The organism is Pseudomonas sp. GW822-FHT06B12, assembly GCF_058799675.1.
This window is the reverse complement of record NZ_JBXALR010000003.1, coordinates 152,136-176,402: the sequence shown is the minus strand read 5'-3', so window position 1 is coordinate 176,402 and position 24,267 is coordinate 152,136. Positions and strand designations below refer to the sequence as shown.

Here is a 24,267-nt window from a genome sequence, read left to right as displayed (position 1 = left end):
GATCGATAAGCCAGTGGAACGCCTGAATCGCCGGATGTTCTATAACTGCAAGGTCTTTTCCTGACGCGTACTCTTTCCTACTGCTTATGAGGTTTGTCATGACCATTACCGTCAATACCGAATCCAGCGAAGGTTTTCGTCACAGCATCCAGATCGACGACCATCAACTTTTCGCCGACGTGCCCAAAGCCTTCGGCGGCGAAGGCTCCGCGCCAGAGCCCCACGATTACTTCGATGCGGCGCTGGGGGCGTGCAAGGCACTGACCCTCAAGCTTTACGCACAGAAGAAGGAAATCCCGCTGACCGGCGTCACGGTCGAGGTCAAACGCGACAACAGCCAGGAGCAGAAAGGCAAATACGCACTGCAGGTCAAACTGACCCTCAAAGGCGTGCTCACCGACGCCCAGCGTGAAGAGCTGCACCGCGTGGCCGACCGTTGCCCGGTGCACAAGCTGATGACCACCAGCGAAGTGACCATCGAGACTCTCCTGTCTGAAGGCGCCTTCAGCCAATAGCGGCAAGCACAGGCTGTGCGAGTTATGCTCAACGGCATCACTCGTACAGCCTGGAATGCACCATGAACAGTCCGCTCGTGATCCGCCCACGCACCGAAGATGTCGAAGGCCAACCGATCCTGCGCCAGTTGCCGTCGGCCCAATGCCGCAGCGTCGGGCCTTTCGTGTTTTTCGATCACATGCTCGAAACCCGCTATCCGGCAGGTCGTGGCATGAACATCCGCCAGCACCCGCACATCGGTCTGTCCACCCTCACCTACCTGTTTGAAGGCGAACTCCAGCACAAGGACAGTCTGGGCTCCGACCAGATCGTAAAACCGGGTGACGTCAGTTGGATGACCGCAGGCAGTGCGATTGCTCACGTCGAGCGCACACCGAAAGCGCTGTTGGATACCGATTTCAAGATGCACGGCCTGCAAATCTGGCTGGCCTCGCCTAAAGAGCACGAACAAGGCCCGGGCCATTACAGCCATCACCCGGCCGCCAGCCTGCCGGTCAGCGAGAATCTTGGGGTGAAGATCAGGATGATTGCCGGGAAAGGGTTCTGCCTGGAGTCACCGGTGCCGGTGCTCTCGCCTACGTTGTACGCAGAGCTTGAGTTGAAAACGGCGACGACGTTGCTGATTCCCACGGAACATGAAGAACGCGCACTTTACGTGCTGGACGGTGACGCCCAACTCAATGGCGAGCCGATTGAACCGCACTCGCTGGTGGTGCTGCCCGCCGGGGAGGAAATGGACCTGTTCGCCGAAAGCGATTGCCACGCCATGCTGTTCGGCGGCGCGCCCATGGACGGACCGCGACGGATCAACTGGAATTTCGTCGCCAGCGATCCAGCGGTAATCGATGAGGCCCGCCGGCGCTGGGCGGCCAGGGATTGGCCGACGGTGCCGGGTGAGAGTGAGCGGATCGAACTCCCTTAAGATCTTCGGTGTCAGTTACACCGCCATCGCGAGCAAGCTCGCTCCCACACTGGATCGCATTCGTGCACACATTCTGTGCTCACTGGAGACCTAATGTGGGAGCGAGCTTGCTCGCGATGAGGCCAGCCCTGACACCGACAGCGCCAAGGCTAGAAACAGCAATCAGCCGCTGAACACCTCTTCCAGCAAATTATGCATCGACACAAAGGCTCGCCTAGCGGTCTTGGCGTCGTACATCATCATGCCCGGCACCTTGGCGTGCGGGTCGGTAAAGGAATGCACCGCGCCGCCGTAGCTCAGCAATTGCCAATCCACATCCGCAGCGTTCATTTCAGCTTCGAAGGCCGGCAGCTGCTCTTTTGCAACCAATGGGTCGGATGCACCGTGCAATACCAGCACCGAGCCTTTGATGTTTTTCGCATCGGCAGGATTCGGTGTGTCCAAGGTGCCATGGAACGACACCGCAGCCTTGAGCGGCGCGCCGGTACGGGCCAGCTCCAGAGCACAGCAACCGCCGAAGCAGAAACCGAATGTCGCCAGTTTCGAGGTATCGACTGCCGCTTCACCCTGGCTCTGCAAGGCAGCGAATGCCGCCTGCATGCGCTTGCGCAGCAACGCACGGTCATTCTTCAGCGGCATCATCGCCGCACCCGCCTCATCGCCGTTTTGCGGGCGAACCGTCTGCCCATACAGGTCAGCGATCAACACCACATAACCTTGGGCGGCGACCTCCTGGGCAATTTTCTCGGCCCCGGCGCTGACACCCATCCAGTTCGGTGCCATCAGCAAGCCCGGACGCGGACCTGTGTGGCTGGCATCGAACGCCAGACGACCTTCGTAAGACTGACCATCAACCTGATAGACCACGGAACGCACAGTAACCTGGCTCATGACTAACTCCCGTAAAGAAACACCAGAATGAAAAAACCCGCCGAAGCGGGTTTTTATTTAACGCGGTTAAACCGACAGTTCAACCAGCAGCTTGTTCAGACGGCGCACATAGGCGGCCGGGTCTTTCAAGCTGTCGCCGGCAGCCAGGGCTGCCTGATCGAAGAGGATGTGCGACAAGTCGCCAAAACGCTCTTCGCTCTGCTCACCGTCGAGTTTTTCGATCAGCGGGTGAGCCGGGTTGAATTCGAAGATCGGCTTGGAATCCGGAACCTTCTGACCGCTGGCTTCGAGGATCTGACGCATTTGCATGCCCAGATCCTGCTCACCGATGGCCAGAATCGCCGGGGAATCGGTCAGACGGTGAGAAACCCGCACTTCGCTGACGGTTTCACCCAGCGCAGTCTTGATCCGCTCAACCAGGCCTTCTTTGCTCTTGGCGACTTCTTCTGCGGCTTTCTTGTCCTCTGCCGAGTCCAGGTTGCCCAGATCCAGGTCACCGCGTGCCACGTCGACAAAGCTCTTGCCGTCGAACTCGCTGAGGTAGCTCATCAGCCACTCGTCGATACGGTCGGTCAACAGCAGCACTTCGATGCCTTTCTTGCGGAAGACTTCCAGGTGCGGGCTGTTCTTGACCTGTGCGTAGGTTTCGCCGGTCAGGTAGTAGATCTTGTCCTGACCTTCCTTGGCGCGAGCCAGGTATTCGGCCAGTGCGACCACTTGCTCGCCCTCTTCACCCTGGGTGGAGGCGAAGCGCAGCAGGCCAGCGATTTTCTCTTTGTTGGCGAAATCTTCAGCCGGGCCTTCTTTCATGACCTGACCGAAGTTTTTCCAGAAGCCCTTGTATTGCTCAGGCTCGTTCTTCGCCAGTTTTTCCAGCATGTCCAGAACGCGCTTGGTCAGTGCCGACTTCATCGAATCGATGATCGGGTCTTTCTGCAGGATTTCCCGCGACACGTTCAGCGACAGGTCGTTAGAGTCGACCACACCTTTGATGAAGCGCAGGTACAGCGGCAGGAACGACTCAGCCTGGTCCATGACGAACACGCGCTGCACGTACAGCTTCAGGCCGCGTGGCGCTTCACGCTGATACAGGTCGAACGGAGCACGGGCCGGCACGTAAAGTAGCGAGTTGTACTCCAGCTTGCCTTCGACCTTGTTGTGGCTCCAGCTCAGCGGGTTCTCGAAATCGTGAGCGATGTGTTTGTAGAACTCCTGGTATTCCTCGTCTTTTACTTCAGTACGCGGACGGGTCCACAGCGCGCTGGCGCGGTTGACGGTTTCCCATTCAACGGCAGGAGTCTCTTCGCCTTCGGCAGCCGTCACTTCTTTCGGCAGTTCGATCGGCAAAGCGATGTGATCGGAGTACTTCTTGATGATGTTGCGCAGACGCCAGCCATCGGCGAATTCGTCTTCAGCGGACTTCAGGTGCAGGACGATGCGCGTACCGCGGTCTTCCTTATCGACGGTGGCGACGTCGAATTCGCCTTCGCCCTTGGACGACCAGTGCACGCCTTCGCTGGCAGCACAGCCTGCACGGCGGCTGAATACGTCAACTTTATCGGCAACGATGAATGCCGAGTAGAAACCCACGCCGAACTGACCGATCAGGTGCGAGTCTTTCTTCTGATCGCCGGACAGGTGTTTCATGAAATCGGCAGTGCCGGATTTGGCGATGGTGCCCAGGTGGGTCACGACATCGTCACGGCTCATGCCGATACCGTTGTCTTCGAGGGTGACGGTTTTGGCGTCCTTGTCGAAGCTCACACGGATTTTCAGTTCGGCGCCACCTTCCAGCAACTCAGGCTTGGACAGGGCTTCGAAACGTAATTTGTCGACAGCGTCGGAGGCGTTGGAGATCAGTTCGCGAAGGAAAATTTCCTTGTTGGAATACAGCGAATGGATCATCAGGTGCAGCAGTTGCTTCACCTCGGTCTGGAAGCCCAGGGTTTCCTTTTGAGTTTCCACGCTCATGGTCATCAAACTCCGATTGGATGGCAGTGGCCGCGCCCAGAGGGGGTGGCGGCGGGATGTCATCAGAGTTGGGGGCTATGACGGGGATTTCAAGGGCTGGGGGTCTCTTCAATCTTGAAATGCGCACGCGCCGTGGCAATCGGCTCAGCCTGGGTGCTCTGCCAGGCGGTTATCGCAACGTTGGCGACCCGCCGTCCCTGGCGGCACACCTGGCATTTGGCGTAGGTGTCGCGAAACTGCCCGGCACGCAGATAATCGAGCGAGAAATCGATGATCTTCGGCACACCGGGGGAACCGGTGAAGATCAGTAAATGCAGGGCCGCCGCCAGTTCCATGAAGCCTGCAATCACGCCGCCATGAATCGCTGGCAGCAAAGGGTTACCGATATTGTCCTTGTTCGCCGGCAGACGAAAAAGCAGCTCATCGCCCAGACGCGAGCACTCGACGCCGATCAGCTTGGCGTAAGGAATCAGCTGCAGCAGCGAGGCGTAATCCCCACGCTCGTGGGCCTGCTGCAATTGTTCTTTGAAATTATCAGTCATTTCGTACCACCACTGATGACGCCACCAAAACCTTTGGTGCCTTTGACGCCTTTGCCCATGCGCATGAAGGTCCCGACCACGTGGGCGATCGGCTGCTCCGGATCATCCTGGTAGGCAAACCCGCGCGTAAAGATCACATCGGTCGTCACCCGGTAGCACTGGGCGAAGCCATGCACCTCTTTATGCGGCTCGGCGGGATGCATGTAGTCGATACGCAGATCCAGAGTCGGACAAACCTCGAACTCCGGCAAAACACACAGCGTTGCCATGCCGCACGCAGTGTCCATCAACGAGGTGATGGCGCCACCATGAATCACACCGGTCTGCGGATTACCAACGATCTGCAGGCTGTACGGCAACGTGATTGTCAGCCCGTCGTTACTGGCGCTGTGCACGCGTAACCCGAGCACCTGGCAATGCCTCAGCGCCGATAAAAACCGTGTCGCGCGCTCGAAAATGGGGTTATCGGTCATTCGATAAAGGCTCTTTTTAGTGTTGTTGCATAGCAGCAGAGGGACTAAGAAAAAGTTCCCTCCAAGATAAATCTTATATATCTGTAGGAAACATGGAACTTAATCCGTGGTACTGCGCTCGAAAGGGCAAGTAGATATTTTCCACCAGGAGAAACACCCCATGCGTAAGACTTTAGCTATTGCCTTGATGTTGACCGCTTCCCTCGGCATCGCTGCCTGCGGTAAAAAACCCGAGGACAAAGCTCAAGAAGCCACCCAACCGGCTGCACAAGCCCAGCAAAAAATGAGTGAAGCTCAGGATAAAGTGAACGACGCTGCGAAAGAAGCCGCCGATGCTGCCAAAGCTCAGGTTGATTCGAACAAAGCAGCCACTGAAGAAGCCGCTCCTAAAACCAACTAATCCGGTTTTAGCGCTGCAAAAGTAAAGCCCGCCAAGTGCGGGCTTTACTTTGCGCGTCGATAAAGCGTTAGAGCAACACCGTGCGCAAGGTTGGACTAAGCATCAGCAACAACGAACAGACCAAGCCAACAAACCACAGCAGACTTCGTTGCCAGGCCAGGTCTGCCCAGTAGCACAGCAAGTAGATCACCCGGACAATCACAAAGATGATTGCCAGCCAGTCGACCAGCCACCCCGCCGTTTGCGTGGTGTGCGCCATCAACACCCCGACCGCAAACAATATGAAGGCCTCGAAACTGTTCTGATGCGCGGCCAGTGCGCGAGCGCCGAAACCTGTGAGCTGCGCTTGCTGCGTGCGTGGCAGGTGATTGTTATAACCACCCTGCTCTTTCATGGCCTTGGCCACCGGCATTCGGGCGACGTAAATCAGCACGGCACTGATAAACACGCACCAGAACGGAATACTCATCAACTCATCTCCTTGATCGCTTCAGGCAATGGCGCCTCTGTAGGGGTATAGACCATGACGTCCAGCACGTCGGAATGAAACTCCCGGCGATACAACACCAGCACCACGCCGGTACTCATCAACATGAACAGCCATGGGCTGACGAACCAGGCGAGCATGGTCATGCCGAAGTAATAAGAACGCAGGCCGAAGTTGAATTGGTTGGCGGCCATCGAAATCACCCGCGCTGCGCGCGAAGCGAAGGCCTTGCGCTCCTGCTCGGAAACGTGGCGCTCGCCAATCATCGGCGCCGAGCCAATCAGAATCGCTGCGAAGTTGTATTGGCGCATGCACCAACTGAAGGTGAAGAAGGCGTAGACGAATACCAGCGCCAGGCACAGCAACTTGATCTCCGACATGCCTTGGGAGGCCTGTTGAACCATCGGAATGTCCGCCAGCAATGACAGCGCCCGCTCAGAGGAGCCCAGCACCGTGAGAATGCCGGCGAGGATGATCAAGGTACTCGAGGCGAAGAACGAAGCGTTACGCTCCAGGTTGCCCACCACACTGGCGTCAGCGATGCGGTTGTCACGCAGCAGCATGCGGCGCATCCAGTCTTCGCGATACAAGTGCAGCACACTGGCCAGGCACGCGGTATCGCGGCCCTTCCAGATAGCGTAGCGGGTGTAACCGCCCCAGCAGATAACAAACCAGAGCGCGGCAAGAATGTGGATCATATTGGTGTGGACGAACGACATGCATATCCTTGTGGTGTAAGTATGGACGACCGAAAACCTGTGGGAGCGAGCTTGCTTGCGATAGCGGACTTTCAGTCAGCATGCCTATTGAATGTTATGCCCTCTTCGCGAGCAAGCTCGCTCCCACATTAGATTTGCGCTCACCCAATAAAAATGCCCCGTATCGATTGATACGGGGCATTTCTGTTGTTGCTCAAGACCCGCTTGTGGCAGGCCTTGAAACATTAAGCCAGGGCTTCGCTGCGCTTGCCCAGCAAACGGTCGCAGGCGAATGCGACAACCAGGGTAAAGACGCATGGCACCAGCCACGCCAGACCTTGCTCGGCCAGTGGCAAGTGCGCCAACTGAGTTGGCATCCAGTCCGCCAGGCCCGCGCCCTTGAGCGCATCGATCATGCCGAACAGGAACGACACCAGCATTACCGGACCGACAATGCGGCCTTGCTCAAGCCAGAAGTCTTTGCAGAAGCTCAGCGCCACCAGGACGATGCACGGTGGGTAGATCGCGGTCAGTACCGGGATCGAGAATGCGATCAGCTTGGTCAGGCCCAGGTTGGACACCAGCAGCGAGAACGCCGCCAGGATGATCACCAGCGTCTTGTAAGACAGTGGCAGCACGCGGCTGAAGTACTCGGCGCAAGCGCAAGTCAGACCGACTGCCGTCACCAGGCACGCCAGGGAGATCAGCACCGCGAGGAAACCGCTGCCCAGGGAACCGAACGTGTGTTGCACGTAAGCGTGCAACACCGCTGCGCCGTTGGTAGCGCCAGCAGCCACTTCATGGCTGCCCGAACCCAGACGGAACAGACTCACGTACACCAACGCCAGACCGACGCCGGCAATCAACCCGGCAATGATCGCGTAACGAGTGATCAAGGCTGGAGACTCGACGCCACGGGAACGAATGGCGTTGACGATAACGATGCCGAACACCAGCGCGCCAAGGGTATCCATGGTCAGGTAACCATTGATGAACCCCTGGGAAAACGGTGCCGCGACATACTCAGGCGTCGCGGTGCCGATGTCGCCCGCCGGCAAGGCGAACGCGGCGATGCCGAGCACGGCCAGCGCAATGATCTTCAGTGGCGCGAGGAAACGGCCAACGGTGTCCAGCAGACGGCCCGGATACAGCGAGATGAAGAACACCAGCAGGAAATACACCGAGCTGTAGAGGAACAGCGCCAGCGGGCTTTCGCCAGTCAGCGGCGCCAGGCCCACTTCGAAAGACACGGTCGCGGTACGCGGGGTGGCGAACAGCGGGCCAACTGCAAGGTAGCACGCGGCCGCCAGCACGCCACCGGCGACTTTACCGATCGGGCTGCTCAAGGCATCCATGGCGCCACCGACCTTGGCCAGCGCGACAACGGTGATCACCGGCAGACCGACCGCAGTGATCAGAAAGCCCAGCGCCGCCATCCAGACATTAGGTCCGGACTGCAAACCGACGATAGGCGGGAAGATGATGTTGCCAGCCCCGACGAACAGGGCAAACGTCATAAAGCCAAGTGCCAGGATGTCCTGGCCTTTCAACACTTTCATTAAGGAAATACCACACTACTGAATCGGAATTTAGAGAGGGATTTCCCTTATGGGTGAGGGAAATGCTGTCGGTCCGTATAGGACTGACCCGTTTAGCGCGCAGCGTCCTTGTGGGCAGCAAACGCAAAATGGCGGCTAGCGTAACGAATTTGTCTGACAAACGCACTGTTACAGGGCGAACTATCCGATACACGACATGCCTATGTCGTGTTTTCGCATGTGAATGGTGGGCGATTGTAAGTCCGCCATCGCGAGCAAGCTCGCTCCCACAGGTTTTGTGAGCACTTGAGATTCAATGTGGGAGCGAGCTTGCTCGCGATGAGGCCATGACTGACAACCGATAAACCCCAGAAAGCACAAAGGCCACCCGAAGGTGGCCTTTGTCTGGTGAAGCGTAAGGTAAGCGCGAGGCTTACTTCATCGCCCAGCCAGTCAGCTCGGACAGAGCCTTGCCGATGTCTGCCAGCGAACGCACGGTTTTAACGCCTGCGTCTTCCAGGGCAGCAAACTTCTCGTCTGCAGTGCCTTTGCCGCCAGAGATGATTGCGCCAGCATGGCCCATGCGCTTGCCCGCAGGGGCAGTCACACCAGCGATGTAGGAAACAACCGGCTTGGTCACGTGTGCCTTGATGTAGGCAGCCGCTTCTTCTTCAGCCGAACCGCCGATCTCACCGATCATCACGATCGCTTCGGTCTTCGGGTCTTCCTGGAACAGTTTCAGGATGTCGATGAAGTTCGAACCCGGGATCGGGTCACCACCGATGCCGACGCAAGTCGACTGACCGAAACCGGCGTCAGTAGTCTGCTTCACAGCTTCGTAGGTCAGGGTGCCGGAACGCGAAACGATACCGACCTTGCCTGGCAAGTGAATGTGACCTGGCATGATGCCGATCTTGCATTCGCCTGGAGTGATCACGCCTGGGCAGTTAGGGCCGATCAGGATCACGCCCAGTTCGTCGCACTTGACCTTGGCATCCAGCATGTCCAGGGTAGGAATGCCTTCAGTGATGCAAACGATCAGCTTGATGCCGCCGAACGCTGCTTCAAGGATGGAATCCTTGCAGAAAGGAGCTGGAACGTAGATCACGCTGGCGGTAGCGCCAGTGGCTGCTACAGCGTCTTTCACGGTGTTGAAGACAGGCAGGTCCAGGTGAGTGGTGCCGCCTTTGCCTGGAGTTACGCCGCCAACCATCTTGGTGCCGTACTCGATGGCTTGCTGGGTGTGGAAACTACCTTGCGAACCGGTAATACCCTGGCAGATAACTTTGGTGTCTTTATTGATCAGGACGCTCATTATTTGCCCTCCGCAGCTTTAACGACTTGTTGAGCAGCGTCGGTCAGGCTGGTAGCAGCGATGATGTTCAAACCGCTTTCTGCCAGTACTTTAGCGCCCAGCTCAGCGTTGTTGCCTTCAAGGCGAACAACAACCGGGATTTTCACGCCGACTTCTTTCACAGCGCCGATGATGCCTTCGGCAATCATGTCGCAGCGAACGATGCCGCCGAAGATGTTGACCAATACTGCAGCGACGTTAGTGTCGGACAGGATGATCTTGAACGCTTCGGTAACGCGTTCTTTGGTAGCACCGCCGCCCACGTCGAGGAAGTTGGCTGGTTTGCCGCCATGCAGGTTGACGATGTCCATGGTACCCATGGCCAGGCCAGCACCGTTGACCATGCAACCGATGTTGCCTTCCAGTGCTACGTAGTTCAGTTCGAACTTGGCAGCGTGCGCTTCGCGCGGATCGTCTTGCGACGGATCGTGGAAAGTCTTCAGCTTAGGCTGACGGTACATGGCGTTGGCGTCGATGTTGATCTTCGCGTCCAGGCAGTGCAGATCGCCGTCAGCCTTGATCACCAGCGGGTTCACTTCCAGCAGAGCCAGGTCGTGATCCTTGAACAGTTTGGCCAGACCTACGAAGATCTTGGCGAACTGAGCAACTTGCTTGCCTTCCAGACCCAGCTGGAATGCCAGCTCGCGACCCTGGAATGGCTGAGCGCCAACCAGTGGATCGATAGTGGCCTTGAGGATTTTCTCAGGGGTGTCGTGAGCGATTTTCTCGATGTCCACGCCACCTTCGGTGGAAGCCATGAACACGATGCGACGGCTCGAACGGTCAACGACAGCGCCCAGGTACAGCTCTTTAGCGATATCAGTGCACGATTCAACCAGGATCTTGGTGACTGGCTGACCATTGGCATCAGTCTGGTAAGTCACCAGACGCTTGCCCAACCACTGTTGAGCGAATGCTTTAGCGTCTTCTTTGCTGCGAACCAGCTTGACGCCGCCCGCTTTGCCGCGACCACCAGCGTGAACCTGGGCTTTGACAACCCATTCGGTCCCACCGATTTTGTCGCACGCTTCTGCTGCTGCTTCCGGGGTGTCTACGGCGAAACCCTGGGATACTGGCAGGCCGTATTCAGCGAACAGCTGCTTACCCTGATACTCGTGAAGATTCATGCTTATTACCGTCTTCGTTAGGTACTGCGCATTCGGTGCTGCACTCATTCAAGTGCCGCACCACCTGTGACTGCTGCTTGCGTAGCCTTTCCGGATACCCGGTGCAGCTACGCAAGACTGCGTCCAGCGGATATTCCGCGGTGAGTCTTGCATGCAAGGCTCACGACGGGCCAAACCGCCGTGGTTTCTTATTATCCGCTTAGCGTTTCTTGCGATTGGCAATGTGAATGGCGCCGCCATTCACTGCCAGAGCTGCTTCGTGCAAGGCTTCGGACAGGGTCGGATGGGAGAAAACCATCATGCCCAGGTCTTCGGCGCTCGTGCCGAATTCCATGCCGATTGCGCCCTGCTGTACCAGTTCTGCTGCGCTCGGGCCAATCACGTGGACGCCCAGTACGCGGTCAGTCTTGGCATCGGCAATGACTTTGACGAAACCACCGGTGTCGTTGGCTGCCATGGCACGGCCAGAGGCTGCGAACGGGAAAGTGCCGACGTTAACTTCAACGCCTTCAGCTTTCAAGGCCTGCTCGGTTTTACCGACCCATGCAATTTCCGGGTGAGTATAAATAACCGAAGGGATCAGGTCATAGTTCATCTGGGCTTTGTGGCCCTTGATGCGCTCGACAACCATGATGCCCTCTTCCGAGGCCTTGTGTGCCAGCATCATGCCGCGAACCACGTCGCCGATCGCGTAAACGCCAGGAACGCTGGTAGCGCACTGGTCGTCAACGAAGATGAAGCCACGCTCGTCGATGGTCACGCCGCTATCGGCAGCCAGCAGATCGGTGGTCACTGGACGGCGACCAACGGCTACGATCAGCTTGTCGAAAGTGATGGTCTGTTCGCCGTTGGCGTCGGTGTAGGTCACCACGACTTCTTCGCCGTTGACTTTGGAACCGGTAACGCGTGCGCCCAGCTTGATGTCCAGACCTTGTTTGGTCAGGGTTTTCAGAGCTTCTTTGGAAACGGCGGTGTCAGCAGCCATCAGGAACGTGTCCAGGGCTTCCAGGACAGTCACTTGAGCGCCCAGACGGGACCATACCGAACCCAGTTCCAGACCGATCACGCCAGCGCCGATCACGCCCAGACGTTTTGGAACCGATTGGAATTCCAGAGCGCCAGTCGAATCGACGATGACTTTCTGGTCAACCGGAGCTGGTGGAATGTCGATCGGACGCGAGCCCGAAGCGAGGATCACGTTCTCGGCTTCGATGATTTCGACAGTACCGTCAGGCTTGGTCAGTTCGACTTTCTTGCCGGCCAGCAGTTTGCCGTGGCCTTGCAGGGAGGTCACGCCGTTGGCCTTGAACAGGGTAGCAACGCCGGAGGTCAGGCCTTTGACGATGTTGGCCTTGCGGCCGACCATTGCTGGCACGTCCATGGTCACGCCAGCGTGGTTGATACCGTGGATCGCGAAGCCGTCTTGCGCTTCGTGAAACTTCCAGGAGCTGTCCAGCAGCGCCTTGGACGGAATGCAGCCGACGTTCAGGCAAGTACCGCCGAGGGCCAGTTTGCCTTCCTTGTCGGTGTATTTCTCGATGCAGGCAGTGGTGAGGCCCAGTTGCGCTGCTTTAATGGCAGCCACGTAGCCGCCAGGGCCCGCGCCAATCACTACCACGTCGAATTTCTGAGTCATGTGTCATTCCTTCTCGAATCAAACCGGACGGCCCCTTTTGGGGACCGTCGTGGGACGAAGCTGGTCATTACAGAAAGGCCGCCCATCACTGAACGGCCCGTGCAACGAAATCAGATATCCAGCAGCAGACGAGCCGGGTCTTCCAGCAGGTTCTTGATGGTAACCAGGAAGGTCACAGCTTCTTTGCCGTCGATCAAACGGTGATCGTAGGACAGAGCCAGGTACATCATCGGACGGATAACAACTTGACCGTTGATCGCCATTGGACGCTGCAGAATGTTGTGCATGCCCAGGATTGCTGCTTGCGGCGGGTTGACGATCGGGGTCGACATCATCGAGCCGAATGTACCACCGTTGGTGATAGTGAACGTACCACCGGTCATTTCGTCGATGGTCAGCTTGCCGTCGCGAGCCTTCTTGCCGAAGGTAGCGATGCCGCCTTCGATTTCAGCCAGGCTCATCAGTTCGGCGTTACGCAGAACCGGCACCACCAGGCCACGATCGCTCGACACGGCAACGCCGACGTCAGCATAGCCGTGGTACACGATGTCGCCGCCGTCGATGGAAGCGTTGACTGCCGGGAAGCGTTTCAGCGCTTCGGTGGCCGCTTTCACGAAGAACGACATGAAGCCCAGGCGCACGCCGTTGTGGGACTTCTCGAACAGGTCCTTGTACTTCGAACGCAGGGCCATGACTTCAGTCATGTCGACTTCGTTGAAAGTAGTCAGCATCGCCATGTTCGACTGGGCTTCAACCAGGCGCTTGGCCACGGTAGCCCGCACGCGGGTCATCGGTACGCGCTTCTCGGTGCGGTCGCCAGCAGCGAACACAGGAGCAGCGGCAGCCGGGGCAGCAGCCTTGGCAGGCGCGGCAGCTGGAGCGGCTTTCTTGGCAGCAACCGCTGCAACCACGTCTTCCTTGGTCACACGACCGCCTTTGCCAGTACCGGCAACGGAAGCGATGTTGATGCCGTTTTCTTCAGCCAGCTTGCGAGCAGCCGGTGCAGCAACAGGATCGTCTTCGCCAGCAGCGGCCGAAGCAGCAGCCTGTGCAGGCGCGGCAGCGGCAGCCGGAGCGGCGGCAACAGCACCGCCCTCCCCGATGGAGCCCAGGACTTCGTCGGACAGAACGGTGTCGCCTTCGTTCTTGACGATAGCGCCCAGCACGCCATCAGCGGTAGCCAACACTTCCAGTACGACTTTATCGGTTTCGATGTCGACGATCAGTTCGTCGCGCTTGACCGCGTCGCCCGGTTTTTTGTGCCAGGTGGCAACGGTGCCATCGGCAACCGATTCCGGGAAAGTGGGGGCTTTGATCTCGATAGCCATTGTCTGTGGTTCCTTAAATTCGGTTTCAGGTGCGCGAAGGCGTTAAACAGTAAAGGCGTCTTGCAGCAGTTTTTCCTGCTGCTCGGCGTGCATCGATGCATAACCACAAGCAGGTGCAGCAGAAGCGTCACGGCCCGCGTACTCGAGTACGAGAGACTTGTTGTGACCGCCAACGATGCGGCGCATGTGATGCTGGCTGCAGTACCAGGCACCCTGGTTCATCGGCTCTTCCTGACACCAAACGATGTGTTTGAGGTTGGAATAAGGAGCCAGGACTTCAATCAAGTCGTCCTCAGGGAATGGGTACAGCTGCTCAAGACGCACGATTGCGATGTCGTCACGACCTTCGGCACGGCGTTTTTCCAGCAGGTCGTAGTAGACCTTGCCGCTACACAGCACGAGACGAGTGACCTTTTTCGGATCATGCGCATCGATTTCCGGAATAACGGTCTGGAACGAACCTTCGGCCAGATCTTCCAGGGTCGAGATGGCCAGCTTGTGACGCAACAACGACTTCGGAGTCAGGACTACCAACGGTTTGCGCAGAGGACGAATCACCTGACGACGCAGCAAGTGGTAGATCTGAGCCGGCGTAGTCGGTACGCATACCTGAATGTTGTGCTCAGCGCACAGCTGCAGGTAACGCTCCAGACGAGCCGACGAGTGCTCCGGACCCTGACCTTCATAACCGTGTGGCAGCAACATGGTCAGACCGCACAGACGGCCCCACTTGTGCTCACCGCTGGTGATGAACTGGTCGATAACCACTTGGGCACCGTTGGCGAAGTCGCCGAACTGGGCTTCCCAGATCACCAGCGCGTCAGGCGTGGTGGTGGAGTAGCCGTATTCGAACGCCAGTACGGCTTCTTCGGACAGGAACGAATCGTACAGGTCGAAACGTGGCTGGCCTTCATACAGGTGTTGCAACGGGATGTAGGTGCCCGCGTCTTTCTGGTTGTGCAATACCGCATGACGGTGCGAGAACGTACCGCGGCCGATGTCCTGGCCGGTCATGCGAATCGGGTGACCTTCGAACGCCAGGGTCGCGTACGCCATGGTTTCGGCGTAACCCCAGTTGATCGGCAGGCCGCCGGCTTGCATTTTCTGACGGTCTTCGTAGATCTTCGCAACCTGGCGCTGAACCACGAAACCTTCCGGGATTTCCAGCAGCTTGGCGGACAGCTCTTGCAGGGTCTTCAGATCGAACGTGGTGTCGTGACGCGCAGTCCAGGCGTGGCCCAGGTACGGACGCCAGTCGACGAACAGCTCTTTGTTCGGCTCTTTGACCAGGCTTTTCACTACGTGCAGACCGTTGTCCAGCGCGTTGCGGTATTCGTCGACTTTCGCCTGAACACGTGCAACGTCAAGCACACCGCTCTGGGTCAGACGATCGGCATACAGCTCACGAGTAGTGCGCTGCTTGGTGATCTGCTGATACATCAGAGGTTGGGTGCCGCTTGGCTCGTCGGCCTCGTTGTGACCGCGACGACGGTAGCAGACCAGGTCGATCACCACGTCGCGCTTGAACTGCATGCGGTAATCGATGGCCAGCTGGGTTACGAACAATACGGCTTCCGGATCATCACCATTCACATGGAGGATCGGCGCCTGGATCATTTTCGCAACGTCGGTGGCGTACTCGGTGGAGCGCGAGTCTTCCGGGTTGCTGATGGTGAAGCCAACCTGGTTGTTGATCACGATGTGAACGGTACCGCCAGTCCGGAAGCCGCGGGTCTGCGACATCTGGAAGGTTTCCATGACCACGCCTTGACCGGCGAATGCCGCGTCACCGTGGATGGAAATCGGCAGGACCTTCTCACCGGTAGGGTCGTTACGACGATCCTGACGGGCACGCACCGAACCCTCGACCACTGGCGAAACGATTTCCAGGTGGGACGGGTTGAATGCCATGGCCAGGTGGACTTCGCCGCCTGCGGTCATCACGTTGGAGGAGAAGCCCTGGTGGTATTTAACGTCACCGGAACCCAGCTCGACCTTCTTCTTGCCTTCGAACTCGTCGAACAGCTCGCGCGGGTTCTTGCCGAAGGTGTTGACCAGCACGTTCAGACGGCCACGGTGGGCCATGCCGATAACGATTTCCTTGGTGCCGTAGGAACCGGAGCGCTGGATCAGCTCGTCAAGCATCGGAATCAGGCTCTCGCCGCCTTCCAGGCCGAAACGCTTGGTGCCCGGGTATTTGGTACCCAGGTATTTTTCCAGACCTTCGCCTGCGGTGACGCGCTCGAGCAGGTGGCTCTTGATATCGTCCGAATACACTGGACGGCCACGCACGCCTTCCAGACGCTGCTGGAACCAATGGCGCTGCTCGGAATCGACGATGTGCGTAAATTCAGCGCCGATGGTGCGGCAATATGTCTGCTGCAACGCTTCGTGAATTTCGCGTAGGCTCGCTTCCTCTTTGCCGATGAACAGGTCGCCGGCACGGAAGGTCGTATCAAGATCGGCATTGGTCAAGCCGTAATGATTGATCGACAGGTCTGCAGGTGCAGGACGCTGCCACAGCCCCAGCGGGTCAAGCTGGGCTGCCTGGTGGCCACGCATACGGTAGGCCTGGATCAGTCGCAGTACTTCAACTTGCTTCTTCTCGTGCTCACTGCTCACGCTGCCGGCGGAAACCGGTTGGGCGCGGCGCTGGTTCTTTGCCAGCAGCACGAAATGATCGCGAATCGTCGAGTGCGATACATCGGTGGCAGCGTTGCCGTCAGCGGGCAACGTCTGAAATTTGGTGCGCCACTCTTCTGGCACAGCGTTAGGGTCGTGCAGGTAGAGCTCATAAAGCTCTTCCACATAGGCCGCGTTACCACCTGAAAGATAGCCGCTGCTCCACATGCGCTGCATCACGCTTTCTTGCATGCTTGGTCACCCTCGGTTAGGGGAACACCATCGGCGAAGACACCGAGCAAGCTTGCAGAAGTCCGAGTGCAGCGACCAAAACAAGCCACTTAGGATCACGCTGATAGTCCGGGTACCGGCCCGGATGCCCCTGCTTGTCTCATTTCTTCAAAATAAGAGCCGCAGCCTTATGGGCTGCCACTCTGGTTATAGCTACGACGCGGGTTGAAGCCCGCGCCTTAGCCTCTACGGGTACAGCGGTCCTACGGGTACAACAGCTGAATCACACGCCGCTTTGCAGCAGCATGTTACGTATGTGACCGATAGCCTTAGTCGGGTTCAGGCCCTTCGGACAAACGTTGACGCAGTTCATGATCCCGCGGCAGCGGAATACGCTGAACGGGTCATCCAGCGAAGCCAGACGCTCGGAAGTCTTGGTGTCGCGGCTGTCTGCCAGGAAGCGGTAGGCTTGCAGCAGAGCAGCTGGACCCAGGAACTTGTCCGGGTTCCACCAGAAGGACGGGCAAGAGGTCGAGCAGCAAGCGCACAGGATGCACTCGTACAGACCGTCAAGCTTTTCACGCTCTTCAGGAGTCTGCAGACGCTCGATGGCCGGAGCCGGCGTGTCGTTCTGCAGGAATGGCTTAACCTTTTCGTATTGCTTGTAGAAGATGCTCATATCGACGACCAGGTCACGGATAACCGGCAAACCTGGCAGAGGACGAACGATCAACTTGTTACCTTTGACGACAGCAGACAGCGGCGTGACGCAGGCCAGACCGTTTTTGCCGTTGATGTTCATGCCGTCGGAACCGCAAACACCTTCACGGCAAGAGCGACGATAGGAGAAACCTTCGTCCTGCTCTTTGATCAGGGCCAGCACGTCCAGCACCATCAGGTCTTTACCACCGGTGTCGACCTGGAATTCCTGCATGAACGGCGCAGCGTCCTGATCAGGGTTGTAGCGATAAACACTGACTTTCAACATGGCGGCCACCCTTAATAAGTCCGAATCTTAGGTTCAAAAGTCGGAACAGTCTTCGGCGAGAAGTTCACGGCACGCTTGGTAACGCGCTTGTCACCCGGGAAGTACAGGGTGTGGCACAGCCAGTTTTCGTCGTCGCGGTCTTCGTAGTCTTCACGGGCGTGAGCGCCGCGGGACTCTTTGCGGATTTCTGCAGCGATGGCAGTAGCTTCGGCCACTTCCAGCAGGTTTTGCAGTTCCAGCGCTTCGATACGAGCAGTGTTGAACGCCTGGCTCTTGTCGTTGATCTTGACGTTGGCGATACGGCCACGCAGATCAGCCAGCTGAGCAATACCCTTCTGCATGTATTCGCCAGTGCGGAATACACCGAAGTAGTTCTGCATGCAGCTTTGCAGCTCTTTACGCAGGGTCGCGACGTCTTCGCCTTCGGTACGCGAGTTCAGGCCATCGAGACGCGCCAGGGCTGCGTCGATGTCGGACTGGCGAGCGCGGGTGTAGTCAACGCCTTCTTTCAGGGTCTGCTCCAGGAACAGACCGGCGGCACGGCCGAATACCACCAGGTCGAGCAGCGAGTTGCCGCCCAGACGGTTGGCACCGTGAACCGATACGCACGCCACTTCACCTACCGCGAACAGACCAGGAATGATCTGGTCAACGCCGTCGGCGTCCTGAGTGATTGCCTGGCCATGAATGTTGGTGGCAACGCCGCCCATCATATAGTGGCAAGTTGGAACAACCGGGATCGGCGCTACGGCTGGATCGACGTGAGCGAAGGTCTTGGACAGCTCCATGATGCCTGGCAGACGGCTGTGCAGAACTTCTTCACCGAGGTGATCGAGTTTCAGCATTACGTGGTCGCCATCCGGACCGCAACCGTTGCCGGCGATGATTTCTTTAACCATCGAACGGGCAACGACGTCACGACCGGCAAGGTCTTTGGCGTTCGGAGCATAACGCTCCATGAAACGCTCGCCGTGCTTGTTGATCAGGTAACCGCCTTCACCGCGGCAGCCTTCAGTAACCAGTACACCGGCGCCGGCGATGCCGGTCGGGTGGAACTGCCACATTTCGATGTCTTGTACCGGCACGCCAGCACGCAGAGCCATGCCAACGCCGTCACCGGTGTTGATCAGGGCGTTGGTGGTGGACGAGTAGATACGACCTGCACCGCCGGTCGCCAATACGGTGGCGTTAGCGCGGACATAGGAAGTTTCGCCGGTTTCGATGCAGATCACGATCATGCCGACAAAGGCACCATCTTCGTTCTTCACCAGGTCGACGCCGTAGTATTCGTTGAGGAATACGGTGCCGGCCTTCAGGTTGGCCTGGTACAGGGTGTGCAGCAGTGCGTGACCGGTACGGTCGGCAGCAGCGCAGGTACGGGCAGCCTGGCCACCTTTACCAAAGTCTTTCGACTGACCGCCGAACGGACGCTGGTAGATGCGACCCTGTTCGGTACGGGAGAACGGCAAGCCCATGTGCTCGAGCTCGAAGACCGCTTCCGGGCCTACGGAACACATGTATTCGATAGCGTCCTGGTCACCGATATAGTCGGAACCCTTGACGGTATCGTACATGTGCCAGCGCCAGTCATCGTTCGGATCAGCGGAAGCGATGGCGCAGGTGATGCCACCCTGGGCGGATACGGTGTGCGAGCGAGTCGGGAAAACCTTGGTGATAACGGCAGTCTTGTGACCACCTTGTGCCAGTTGCAGCGCAGCGCGCATGCCAGCACCGCCGCCGCCAATGATGATGGCGTCGAACGAAAGCGTATTAACTGTGTTAGCCATGAATCAGATACCCCAAAGAATCTGCACGCCCCAGACGAAGTACGCGAACATCGCGACGCCGCATACTGCCTGGAAAAGGAAACGTACTGCAGTCGCGGACTTGCCCAGCGCCATTGGCGTCAGGTAGTCGGTCGCGATGGTCCACATGCCGACCCAGGCGTGAGCGCCCAGGGCAACGAGGGCCAGGAGACTGAAAATACGCATCCAGTTGTGTGCGAACAGTTCATGCCATTGGGCGTAGCCAAGGCCTGGGTGCGCAACGACGTATCCGATCAGGAAGATGAAATATGCCGCGAGAACGACCGCAGACACACGCTGTGCCATCCAGTCATAGAGGCCCGAACGCGATAGGTTCGTAACGCTGGTTACCATATCCAAACTCCCGCCAGAACGATCATCACCACGGAAACGGCGATGACGATTTTCGAGCCCAGCGTGCCGCCTTCCAGCGTCTCACCGATGCCCATGTCCATGATCAGATGGCGTACACCGGCCACCATGTGATACAGCAAGGCGGACAGCAGGCCCCATGCTACGAACTTGGCCAGCGGACTGGTCAAGCATGCCTTCACCTCGGCAAAACCTTCCTCGGAACCCAGGGATTTGCTCAATGCGTACAGCATGATGCCAAGGCCCAGGAAGAGGATGATGCCGGAAACACGGTGAAGAAACGACGTAACGCCGGTGATGGGGAGTTTGATGGTCCTTAGGTCTAGGTTTACAGGTCGTTGGCTATTCACGGCTTTTTTTCACACTGAAGAGCCCCTAACAATCAGGGCAAAGTTGTTGGGGAGTGCACTGGTCAGGTAACCACCACCCAGGGATGCGACCCCCAATAAAGCAGGCCCAAAAGCCCCTGGCGGTCGGTGGCCGAGTATAGACAGTTAGGCTACTAATGACAACGCAAACACCTTCCCCTAATAGCTCATTGCGCAAGCGGGATAAAAGGCGTAAATGGCAGGCAATTTCGAGGAAAAAGTCCGGTTAAAGCCTTCTGGAGCAAGACTTTAGGCAAATTGACATTCGAATTTATCTCACTATAGTGGTGCGGGCCCTGCGTGGGGGGTCTGTCTGATGATTTCAAGCATAAATAGGAGGCCACATGGCTGACAAAAAAGCGCAGTTGATCATCGAGGGCGCAGCCCCCGTCGAGCTGCCCATTTTAACCGGCACCGTTGGTCCCGATGTAATCGACGTTCGGGGCCTGACGGCCACGGGCCGTTTCACTTTTGACCCGGGTTTCATGTCGACCGCCTCTTGCGAGTCGAAGATTACCTATATCGACGGCGACAACGGCATTTTGTTGCACCGCGGTTACCCGATCGAGCAACTCGCCGAGAAGTCGGACTATCTGGAAACCTGCTACCTGCTGCTCAACGGCGAATTGCCGACCGCAGAGCAGAAGGCCCAGTTCGTCAGCACCGTCAAGAACCACACCATGGTTCATGAGCAACTGAAGACCTTCTTCAACGGCTTCCGTCGCGACGCCCACCCAATGGCCGTCATGTGCGGTGTAGTCGGCGCCCTTTCGGCCTTCTACCACGACTCCCTGGACATCAATAACCCGCAGCATCGCGAAATTTCCGCGATCCGTCTGGTTGCCAAGATGCCGACCCTGGCAGCGATGGTTTACAAGTACTCCATGGGTCAACCCATGATGTACCCGCGCAACGACCTGTCGTACGCGGAAAACTTCCTGCACATGATGTTCAACACCCCGTGCGAGATCAAACCGATCAGCCCGGTACTCGCCAAGGCCATGGACCGGATCTTCATCCTCCATGCCGACCACGAGCAGAACGCATCGACCTCCACCGTACGCCTGGCAGGCTCGTCGGGTGCCAACCCGTTCGCCTGTATCGCTGCCGGTATCGCTGCACTCTGGGGCCCGGCTCACGGCGGCGCCAACGAAGCAGTGCTGACCATGCTCGACGAAATTGGCGATGTCTCGAACATCGACAAGTTCATCGCCAAGGCCAAGGACAAGAACGATCCGTTCAAACTGATGGGCTTCGGTCACCGGGTTTACAAAAACCGCGACCCACGCGCTACCGTCATGAAAAAGACCTGCGACGAAGTGCTCAAGGAACTGGGCATCCAGAACGATCCGCAACTCGAACTGGCCATGCGCCTGGAAGAGATCGCCCTGACCGACCCGTACTTCATCGAGCGCTCGCTGTACCCGAACGTCGACTTCTACTCGGGGATCATCCTCAAGGCGATCGGCATTCCAACCAGCATGTTCACCGTGATCTTCGCCCTGGCGCGGACCGTCGGCTGGATCTCCCACTGGAAAGAAATGCTCTCCAGCCCGTACAAGATTGGCCGCCCGCGCCAGCTGTACACCGGCTACGAGTCGCGTGACATCACCAAACTGGAAGACCGCAAGTAAGACCTGTCTTGCGATAACGTCTTGGCTGCACCGGAAACGGCCTCTGCCTCTTACAGGAGCAGAGGCCGTTTTTGTTTGTGCCGCCCCGTCCTCCCCCCTTAAATACTGTAGTGACTGGCCTGCCGCCATCGCGAGCAAGCTCGCTCCCACAGTGGATCTCCGGTGTTCACACAATCCCTGTGGGAGCGAGCTTGCTCCGGGCGGCGATCCGACGATGGCATTCGACCGGACAACACCCCCTCAAACCCTGCCCAAACAAAAATGCCCCGATCTCTCGATCGGGGCATTTCTATTTAACGCAGCTTATATATAGAAGCTCATACATGTCTGTACGTTAGTGCGACACCGCCCCACTCGCCCCCAACCCGGTCTGCGAGCGAACGAACTGCGGGAAGAACAGCGCCCGCTCATTGTCAGCCGCAGCGGACTTGTCAGTGATGGAGAAGAACCAGATCCCGACAAAGGCAATGGCCATCGAGAACAGCGCCGGGTACTCATACGGGAAGATCGCCTTCTCGTGCCCCATGATCTGTACCCAAATGGTTGGACCCAGCACCATCAGGCCCACCGCACTGACCAGCCCCATCCAGCCACCAACCATCGCACCACGAGTGGTCAGCTTCTTCCAGTACATGGAAAGCAGCAGCACCGGGAAGTTGCAGCTGGCAGCGATCGAGAACGCCAGACCCACCATGAACGCGATGTTCTGGCTTTCGAACAGAATGCCCAGAACAATCGCCAACACGCCCAAGGCGATGGTGGTGATCTTCGAAACACGGATCTCATCTTTCTCGTTGGCCTTGCCCTTCTTGATCACGCTGGCGTACAGGTCGTGAGACACCGCCGTGGCCCCGGCCAGGGTCAGACCGGCAACCACCGCCAGAATGGTGGCGAAGGCCACCGCCGAGATGAAGCCAAGGAAGATACTGCCGCCCACCGCATTGGCCAGGTGCACCGCCGCCATGTTGTTGCCGCCCAACAGCGCCCCTGTAGCGTCCTTGAAGGCCGGGTTGGTGCTGACCAGCAGGATCGCGCCGAAGCCGATAATGAACGTCAGGATGTAGAAGTAGCCGATGAAGCCGGTGGCATACAGCACGCTCTTGCGAGCTTCTTTAGCGTCACTCACGGTGAAGAAACGCATCAGGATATGCGGCAGGCCAGCGGTACCGAACATCAATGCCAGACCAAGGGAGAATGCCGAGATCGGGTCTTTCACCAGACCGCCCGGGCTCATGATCGCTTCACCTTTGGGGTGAACCTTGATCGCCTCGGAGAACAGCGTGTTGAAGTCGAAGTTGACGTGCTTCATCACCATCAGCGCCATGAACGACGCACCGGACAACAACAGCACAGCCTTAATGATCTGCACCCAGGTGGTCGCCAGCATGCCGCCGAACAACACATAGAGGCACATCAGGATCCCCACCAGAATCACCGCAACATAGTAATCAAGACCGAACAGCAGCTGGATCAGCTTGCCGGCACCGACCATTTGCGCGATCAGGTAGAACGCCACCACCACCAGCGAACCGCAGGCCGACAGCGTGCGAATCTGGGTTTGCCCAAGGCGGTAGGACGCCACGTCGGCAAACGTGTACTTACCCAGGTTACGCAGACGCTCGGCGATCAAAAACAGAATGATCGGCCAGCCCACCAGGAAGCCGATCGAATAAATCAGACCATCGTAGCCAGACGCGAACACCAGCGCGGAAATCCCCAGGAAGGACGCCGCCGACATGTAGTCACCGGCAATCGCCAGACCGTTCTGCAAACCGGTGATCTTGCCGCCTGCCGCATAGTAGTCGGCCGCCGACTTGTTGTGCTTGGAAGCCCAGTAAGTGATGCACAGCGTTGCGCCGACAAACACCACGAACATCAGGATCGCCGAAACGTTGAGCGGTTGTTTGTGCACTGCGCCGGTGAGCGCCTCGGCAGCCCAAACTGCCGGTGCGAAGGCTGCAATGCCTAACGCTGCCAATAGACGCCGGATCATTGCTGAGCCTCCTTGAGAATCGCATTGTTCAGGTCGTCGAACTCGCCATTGGCGCGTCGTACGTAGATGGCTGTCAGGACGAAGGCCGAAACAATCAGCCCTACCCCAATCGGGATGCCCCAGGTAATCGATGACCCGGGGCTGATCTTCGCCCCCAGCAGATGCGGCCCATAAGCAATCAGAAGAATGAATCCGGAGTACAGCCCAAGCATGATCGCCGAAAGAATCCAGGCGAACCTTTCCCTTTTACGAACCAGCTCCTTGAAGCGCGGGCTGTTTTGAATCGAGAGGTAAATGCTGTCGTTCATTGTTTTTATCCTCGCAGCACAGATTATTGTTGGAACGTATCCACTCTATGCGGCTGCGGAACA

Annotated in this window: 22 protein-coding genes; 4 read left to right on the top strand and 18 right to left on the bottom strand. The window is 57.8% G+C overall.

Features of this window, described 5'->3' with window-relative positions; all coding sequences use genetic code 11:
- The first annotated feature begins 98 nt into the window (after positions 1–98).
- Positions 99–515, top strand: coding sequence for an OsmC family protein (locus tag AC1RKH_RS08210; RefSeq protein WP_123423256.1), 417 nt, complete (start codon positions 99–101; stop codon positions 513–515).
- A 62-nt stretch (positions 516–577) separates the two neighbouring features.
- A complete protein-coding gene (locus AC1RKH_RS08205) occupies positions 578–1,438 on the top strand; it encodes a pirin family protein (protein ID WP_493063637.1) in 861 nt (286 codons plus the stop codon).
- A 162-nt stretch (positions 1,439–1,600) separates the two neighbouring features.
- Here AC1RKH_RS08205 and AC1RKH_RS08200 read toward each other — a convergent pair whose 3' ends face one another.
- From AC1RKH_RS08200 to AC1RKH_RS08185, 4 genes are all read right to left on the bottom strand, one after another.
- A complete protein-coding gene (locus AC1RKH_RS08200) occupies positions 1,601–2,329 on the bottom strand; it encodes a dienelactone hydrolase family protein (RefSeq protein ID WP_493063638.1) in 729 nt (242 codons plus the stop codon).
- 66 nt (positions 2,330–2,395) lie between these two features.
- Positions 2,396–4,300 (bottom strand): molecular chaperone HtpG, encoded by a 1,905-nt coding sequence (gene htpG / locus AC1RKH_RS08195; protein ID WP_123423413.1) that lies wholly within the window; start codon positions 4,298–4,300, stop codon positions 2,396–2,398.
- Positions 4,301–4,389: 89 nt separating this feature from the next.
- A complete protein-coding gene (locus AC1RKH_RS08190; RefSeq protein WP_123423259.1) occupies positions 4,390–4,842 on the bottom strand; it encodes a PaaI family thioesterase in 453 nt (150 codons plus the stop codon).
- Positions 4,839–5,315, bottom strand: a complete 477-nt coding sequence (locus tag AC1RKH_RS08185) for a PaaI family thioesterase (RefSeq protein ID WP_493063639.1) — start codon at positions 5,313–5,315, stop codon at positions 4,839–4,841. Before AC1RKH_RS08185 ends, AC1RKH_RS08190 begins: the two co-directional genes overlap by 4 nt.
- A gap of 160 nt (positions 5,316–5,475) precedes the next feature.
- Here AC1RKH_RS08185 and AC1RKH_RS08180 point away from each other — a divergent pair, with 160 nt between their 5' ends.
- Complete coding sequence (locus AC1RKH_RS08180) at positions 5,476–5,715, top strand: hypothetical protein (protein ID WP_493063640.1); 240 nt, start codon at positions 5,476–5,478, stop codon at positions 5,713–5,715.
- 67 nt (positions 5,716–5,782) lie between these two features.
- Here the strand turns inward: AC1RKH_RS08180 and AC1RKH_RS08175 are convergent, their stop codons facing one another.
- The 12 genes from AC1RKH_RS08175 to sdhC all read right to left on the bottom strand — a co-directional run bounded on the left by AC1RKH_RS08175 (position 5,783) and on the right by sdhC (position 20,251).
- Positions 5,783–6,184, bottom strand: coding sequence for an MAPEG family protein (locus tag AC1RKH_RS08175; RefSeq protein WP_493063641.1), 402 nt, complete (start codon positions 6,182–6,184; stop codon positions 5,783–5,785).
- On the bottom strand, positions 6,184–6,921 hold the full coding sequence (locus AC1RKH_RS08170) for a DUF599 domain-containing protein (protein ID WP_493063642.1): 738 nt from the start codon (positions 6,919–6,921) through the stop codon (positions 6,184–6,186). Before AC1RKH_RS08170 ends, AC1RKH_RS08175 begins: the two co-directional genes overlap by 1 nt.
- Before the next feature lie 224 nt (positions 6,922–7,145).
- Positions 7,146–8,459 (bottom strand): branched-chain amino acid transport system II carrier protein, encoded by a 1,314-nt coding sequence (gene brnQ / locus AC1RKH_RS08165; protein ID WP_123423264.1) that lies wholly within the window; start codon positions 8,457–8,459, stop codon positions 7,146–7,148.
- A gap of 412 nt (positions 8,460–8,871) precedes the next feature.
- On the bottom strand, positions 8,872–9,753 hold the full coding sequence (sucD, locus tag AC1RKH_RS08160) for a succinate--CoA ligase subunit alpha (RefSeq protein WP_123423265.1): 882 nt from the start codon (positions 9,751–9,753) through the stop codon (positions 8,872–8,874).
- Entirely contained in the window at positions 9,753–10,919 is a 1,167-nt protein-coding gene (sucC, locus tag AC1RKH_RS08155; RefSeq protein WP_008148602.1) for an ADP-forming succinate--CoA ligase subunit beta, read from the bottom strand. Before sucC ends, sucD begins: the two co-directional genes overlap by 1 nt.
- 199 nt (positions 10,920–11,118) lie before the next feature.
- Positions 11,119–12,555 (bottom strand): dihydrolipoyl dehydrogenase, encoded by a 1,437-nt coding sequence (gene lpdA / locus AC1RKH_RS08150; RefSeq protein WP_493063643.1) that lies wholly within the window; start codon positions 12,553–12,555, stop codon positions 11,119–11,121.
- A gap of 110 nt (positions 12,556–12,665) precedes the next feature.
- A complete protein-coding gene (gene odhB / locus AC1RKH_RS08145; protein WP_123423267.1) occupies positions 12,666–13,883 on the bottom strand; it encodes a 2-oxoglutarate dehydrogenase complex dihydrolipoyllysine-residue succinyltransferase in 1,218 nt (405 codons plus the stop codon).
- Between the two features lie 42 nt (positions 13,884–13,925).
- A complete protein-coding gene (locus tag AC1RKH_RS08140) occupies positions 13,926–16,757 on the bottom strand; it encodes a 2-oxoglutarate dehydrogenase E1 component (RefSeq protein ID WP_493063644.1) in 2,832 nt (943 codons plus the stop codon).
- Between the two features lie 262 nt (positions 16,758–17,019).
- Positions 17,020–17,724 (bottom strand): succinate dehydrogenase iron-sulfur subunit, encoded by a 705-nt coding sequence (locus AC1RKH_RS08135; RefSeq protein WP_145014809.1) that lies wholly within the window; start codon positions 17,722–17,724, stop codon positions 17,020–17,022.
- A gap of 11 nt (positions 17,725–17,735) precedes the next feature.
- Entirely contained in the window at positions 17,736–19,511 is a 1,776-nt protein-coding gene (sdhA, locus tag AC1RKH_RS08130; RefSeq protein WP_123423269.1) for a succinate dehydrogenase flavoprotein subunit, read from the bottom strand.
- Between the two features lie 3 nt (positions 19,512–19,514).
- A complete protein-coding gene (sdhD, locus tag AC1RKH_RS08125) occupies positions 19,515–19,883 on the bottom strand; it encodes a succinate dehydrogenase, hydrophobic membrane anchor protein (protein ID WP_493063645.1) in 369 nt (122 codons plus the stop codon).
- Positions 19,877–20,251: a succinate dehydrogenase, cytochrome b556 subunit gene (sdhC, locus tag AC1RKH_RS08120; protein ID WP_123423271.1), complete on the bottom strand. Its 375-nt coding sequence runs from the start codon at positions 20,249–20,251 to the stop codon at positions 19,877–19,879. Before sdhC ends, sdhD begins: the two co-directional genes overlap by 7 nt.
- A gap of 362 nt (positions 20,252–20,613) precedes the next feature.
- Here sdhC and gltA point away from each other — a divergent pair, with 362 nt between their 5' ends.
- Positions 20,614–21,903, top strand: coding sequence for a citrate synthase (gene gltA, locus AC1RKH_RS08115; protein ID WP_090464061.1), 1,290 nt, complete (start codon positions 20,614–20,616; stop codon positions 21,901–21,903).
- A 334-nt stretch (positions 21,904–22,237) separates the two neighbouring features.
- On the opposite strand, the gene AC1RKH_RS08110 is transcribed toward gltA, so the two are convergent.
- The gene (locus AC1RKH_RS08110) at positions 22,238–23,896 is read right to left on the bottom strand and encodes a cation acetate symporter (protein ID WP_493063646.1); all 1,659 of its coding nucleotides are present in this window, start codon (positions 23,894–23,896) and stop codon (positions 22,238–22,240) included.
- Positions 23,893–24,204: a DUF485 domain-containing protein gene (locus AC1RKH_RS08105; protein WP_401115293.1), complete on the bottom strand. Its 312-nt coding sequence runs from the start codon at positions 24,202–24,204 to the stop codon at positions 23,893–23,895. Before AC1RKH_RS08105 ends, AC1RKH_RS08110 begins: the two co-directional genes overlap by 4 nt.
- Positions 24,205–24,267 lie beyond the last annotated feature (63 nt).

Excerpts from the sequence above, each read along its gene's own strand:
- AC1RKH_RS08140 (WP_493063644.1), bottom strand. The coding sequence starts at position 16,757 with ATGCAAGAAAGCGTGATGCAGCGCATGTGGAGCAGCGGCTATCTTTCA.
- sucC (WP_008148602.1), bottom strand. The coding sequence starts at position 10,919 with ATGAATCTTCACGAGTATCAGGGTAAGCAGCTGTTCGCTGAATACGGC.
- AC1RKH_RS08210 (WP_123423256.1), top strand. The coding sequence starts at position 99 with ATGACCATTACCGTCAATACCGAATCCAGCGAAGGTTTTCGTCACAGC.
- AC1RKH_RS08135 (WP_145014809.1), bottom strand. The coding sequence starts at position 17,724 with ATGTTGAAAGTCAGTGTTTATCGCTACAACCCTGATCAGGACGCTGCG.
- AC1RKH_RS08185 (WP_493063639.1), bottom strand. The coding sequence starts at position 5,315 with ATGACCGATAACCCCATTTTCGAGCGCGCGACACGGTTTTTATCGGCG.
- htpG (WP_123423413.1), bottom strand. The coding sequence starts at position 4,300 with ATGAGCGTGGAAACTCAAAAGGAAACCCTGGGCTTCCAGACCGAGGTG.
- lpdA (WP_493063643.1), bottom strand. The coding sequence starts at position 12,555 with ATGACTCAGAAATTCGACGTGGTAGTGATTGGCGCGGGCCCTGGCGGC.
- AC1RKH_RS08110 (WP_493063646.1), bottom strand. The coding sequence starts at position 23,896 with ATGATCCGGCGTCTATTGGCAGCGTTAGGCATTGCAGCCTTCGCACCG.
- brnQ (WP_123423264.1), bottom strand. The coding sequence starts at position 8,459 with ATGAAAGTGTTGAAAGGCCAGGACATCCTGGCACTTGGCTTTATGACG.
- sucD (WP_123423265.1), bottom strand. The coding sequence starts at position 9,753 with ATGAGCGTCCTGATCAATAAAGACACCAAAGTTATCTGCCAGGGTATT.
- odhB (WP_123423267.1), bottom strand. The coding sequence starts at position 13,883 with ATGGCTATCGAGATCAAAGCCCCCACTTTCCCGGAATCGGTTGCCGAT.
- AC1RKH_RS08175 (WP_493063641.1), bottom strand. The coding sequence starts at position 6,184 with ATGAGTATTCCGTTCTGGTGCGTGTTTATCAGTGCCGTGCTGATTTAC.
- AC1RKH_RS08200 (WP_493063638.1), bottom strand. The coding sequence starts at position 2,329 with ATGAGCCAGGTTACTGTGCGTTCCGTGGTCTATCAGGTTGATGGTCAG.
- AC1RKH_RS08170 (WP_493063642.1), bottom strand. The coding sequence starts at position 6,921 with ATGTCGTTCGTCCACACCAATATGATCCACATTCTTGCCGCGCTCTGG.
- AC1RKH_RS08180 (WP_493063640.1), top strand. The coding sequence starts at position 5,476 with ATGCGTAAGACTTTAGCTATTGCCTTGATGTTGACCGCTTCCCTCGGC.
- AC1RKH_RS08205 (WP_493063637.1), top strand. The coding sequence starts at position 578 with ATGAACAGTCCGCTCGTGATCCGCCCACGCACCGAAGATGTCGAAGGC.
- sdhD (WP_493063645.1), bottom strand. The coding sequence starts at position 19,883 with ATGGTAACCAGCGTTACGAACCTATCGCGTTCGGGCCTCTATGACTGG.
- sdhA (WP_123423269.1), bottom strand. The coding sequence starts at position 19,511 with ATGGCTAACACAGTTAATACGCTTTCGTTCGACGCCATCATCATTGGC.
- gltA (WP_090464061.1), top strand. The coding sequence starts at position 20,614 with ATGGCTGACAAAAAAGCGCAGTTGATCATCGAGGGCGCAGCCCCCGTC.
- AC1RKH_RS08105 (WP_401115293.1), bottom strand. The coding sequence starts at position 24,204 with ATGAACGACAGCATTTACCTCTCGATTCAAAACAGCCCGCGCTTCAAG.
- AC1RKH_RS08190 (WP_123423259.1), bottom strand. The coding sequence starts at position 4,842 with ATGACTGATAATTTCAAAGAACAATTGCAGCAGGCCCACGAGCGTGGG.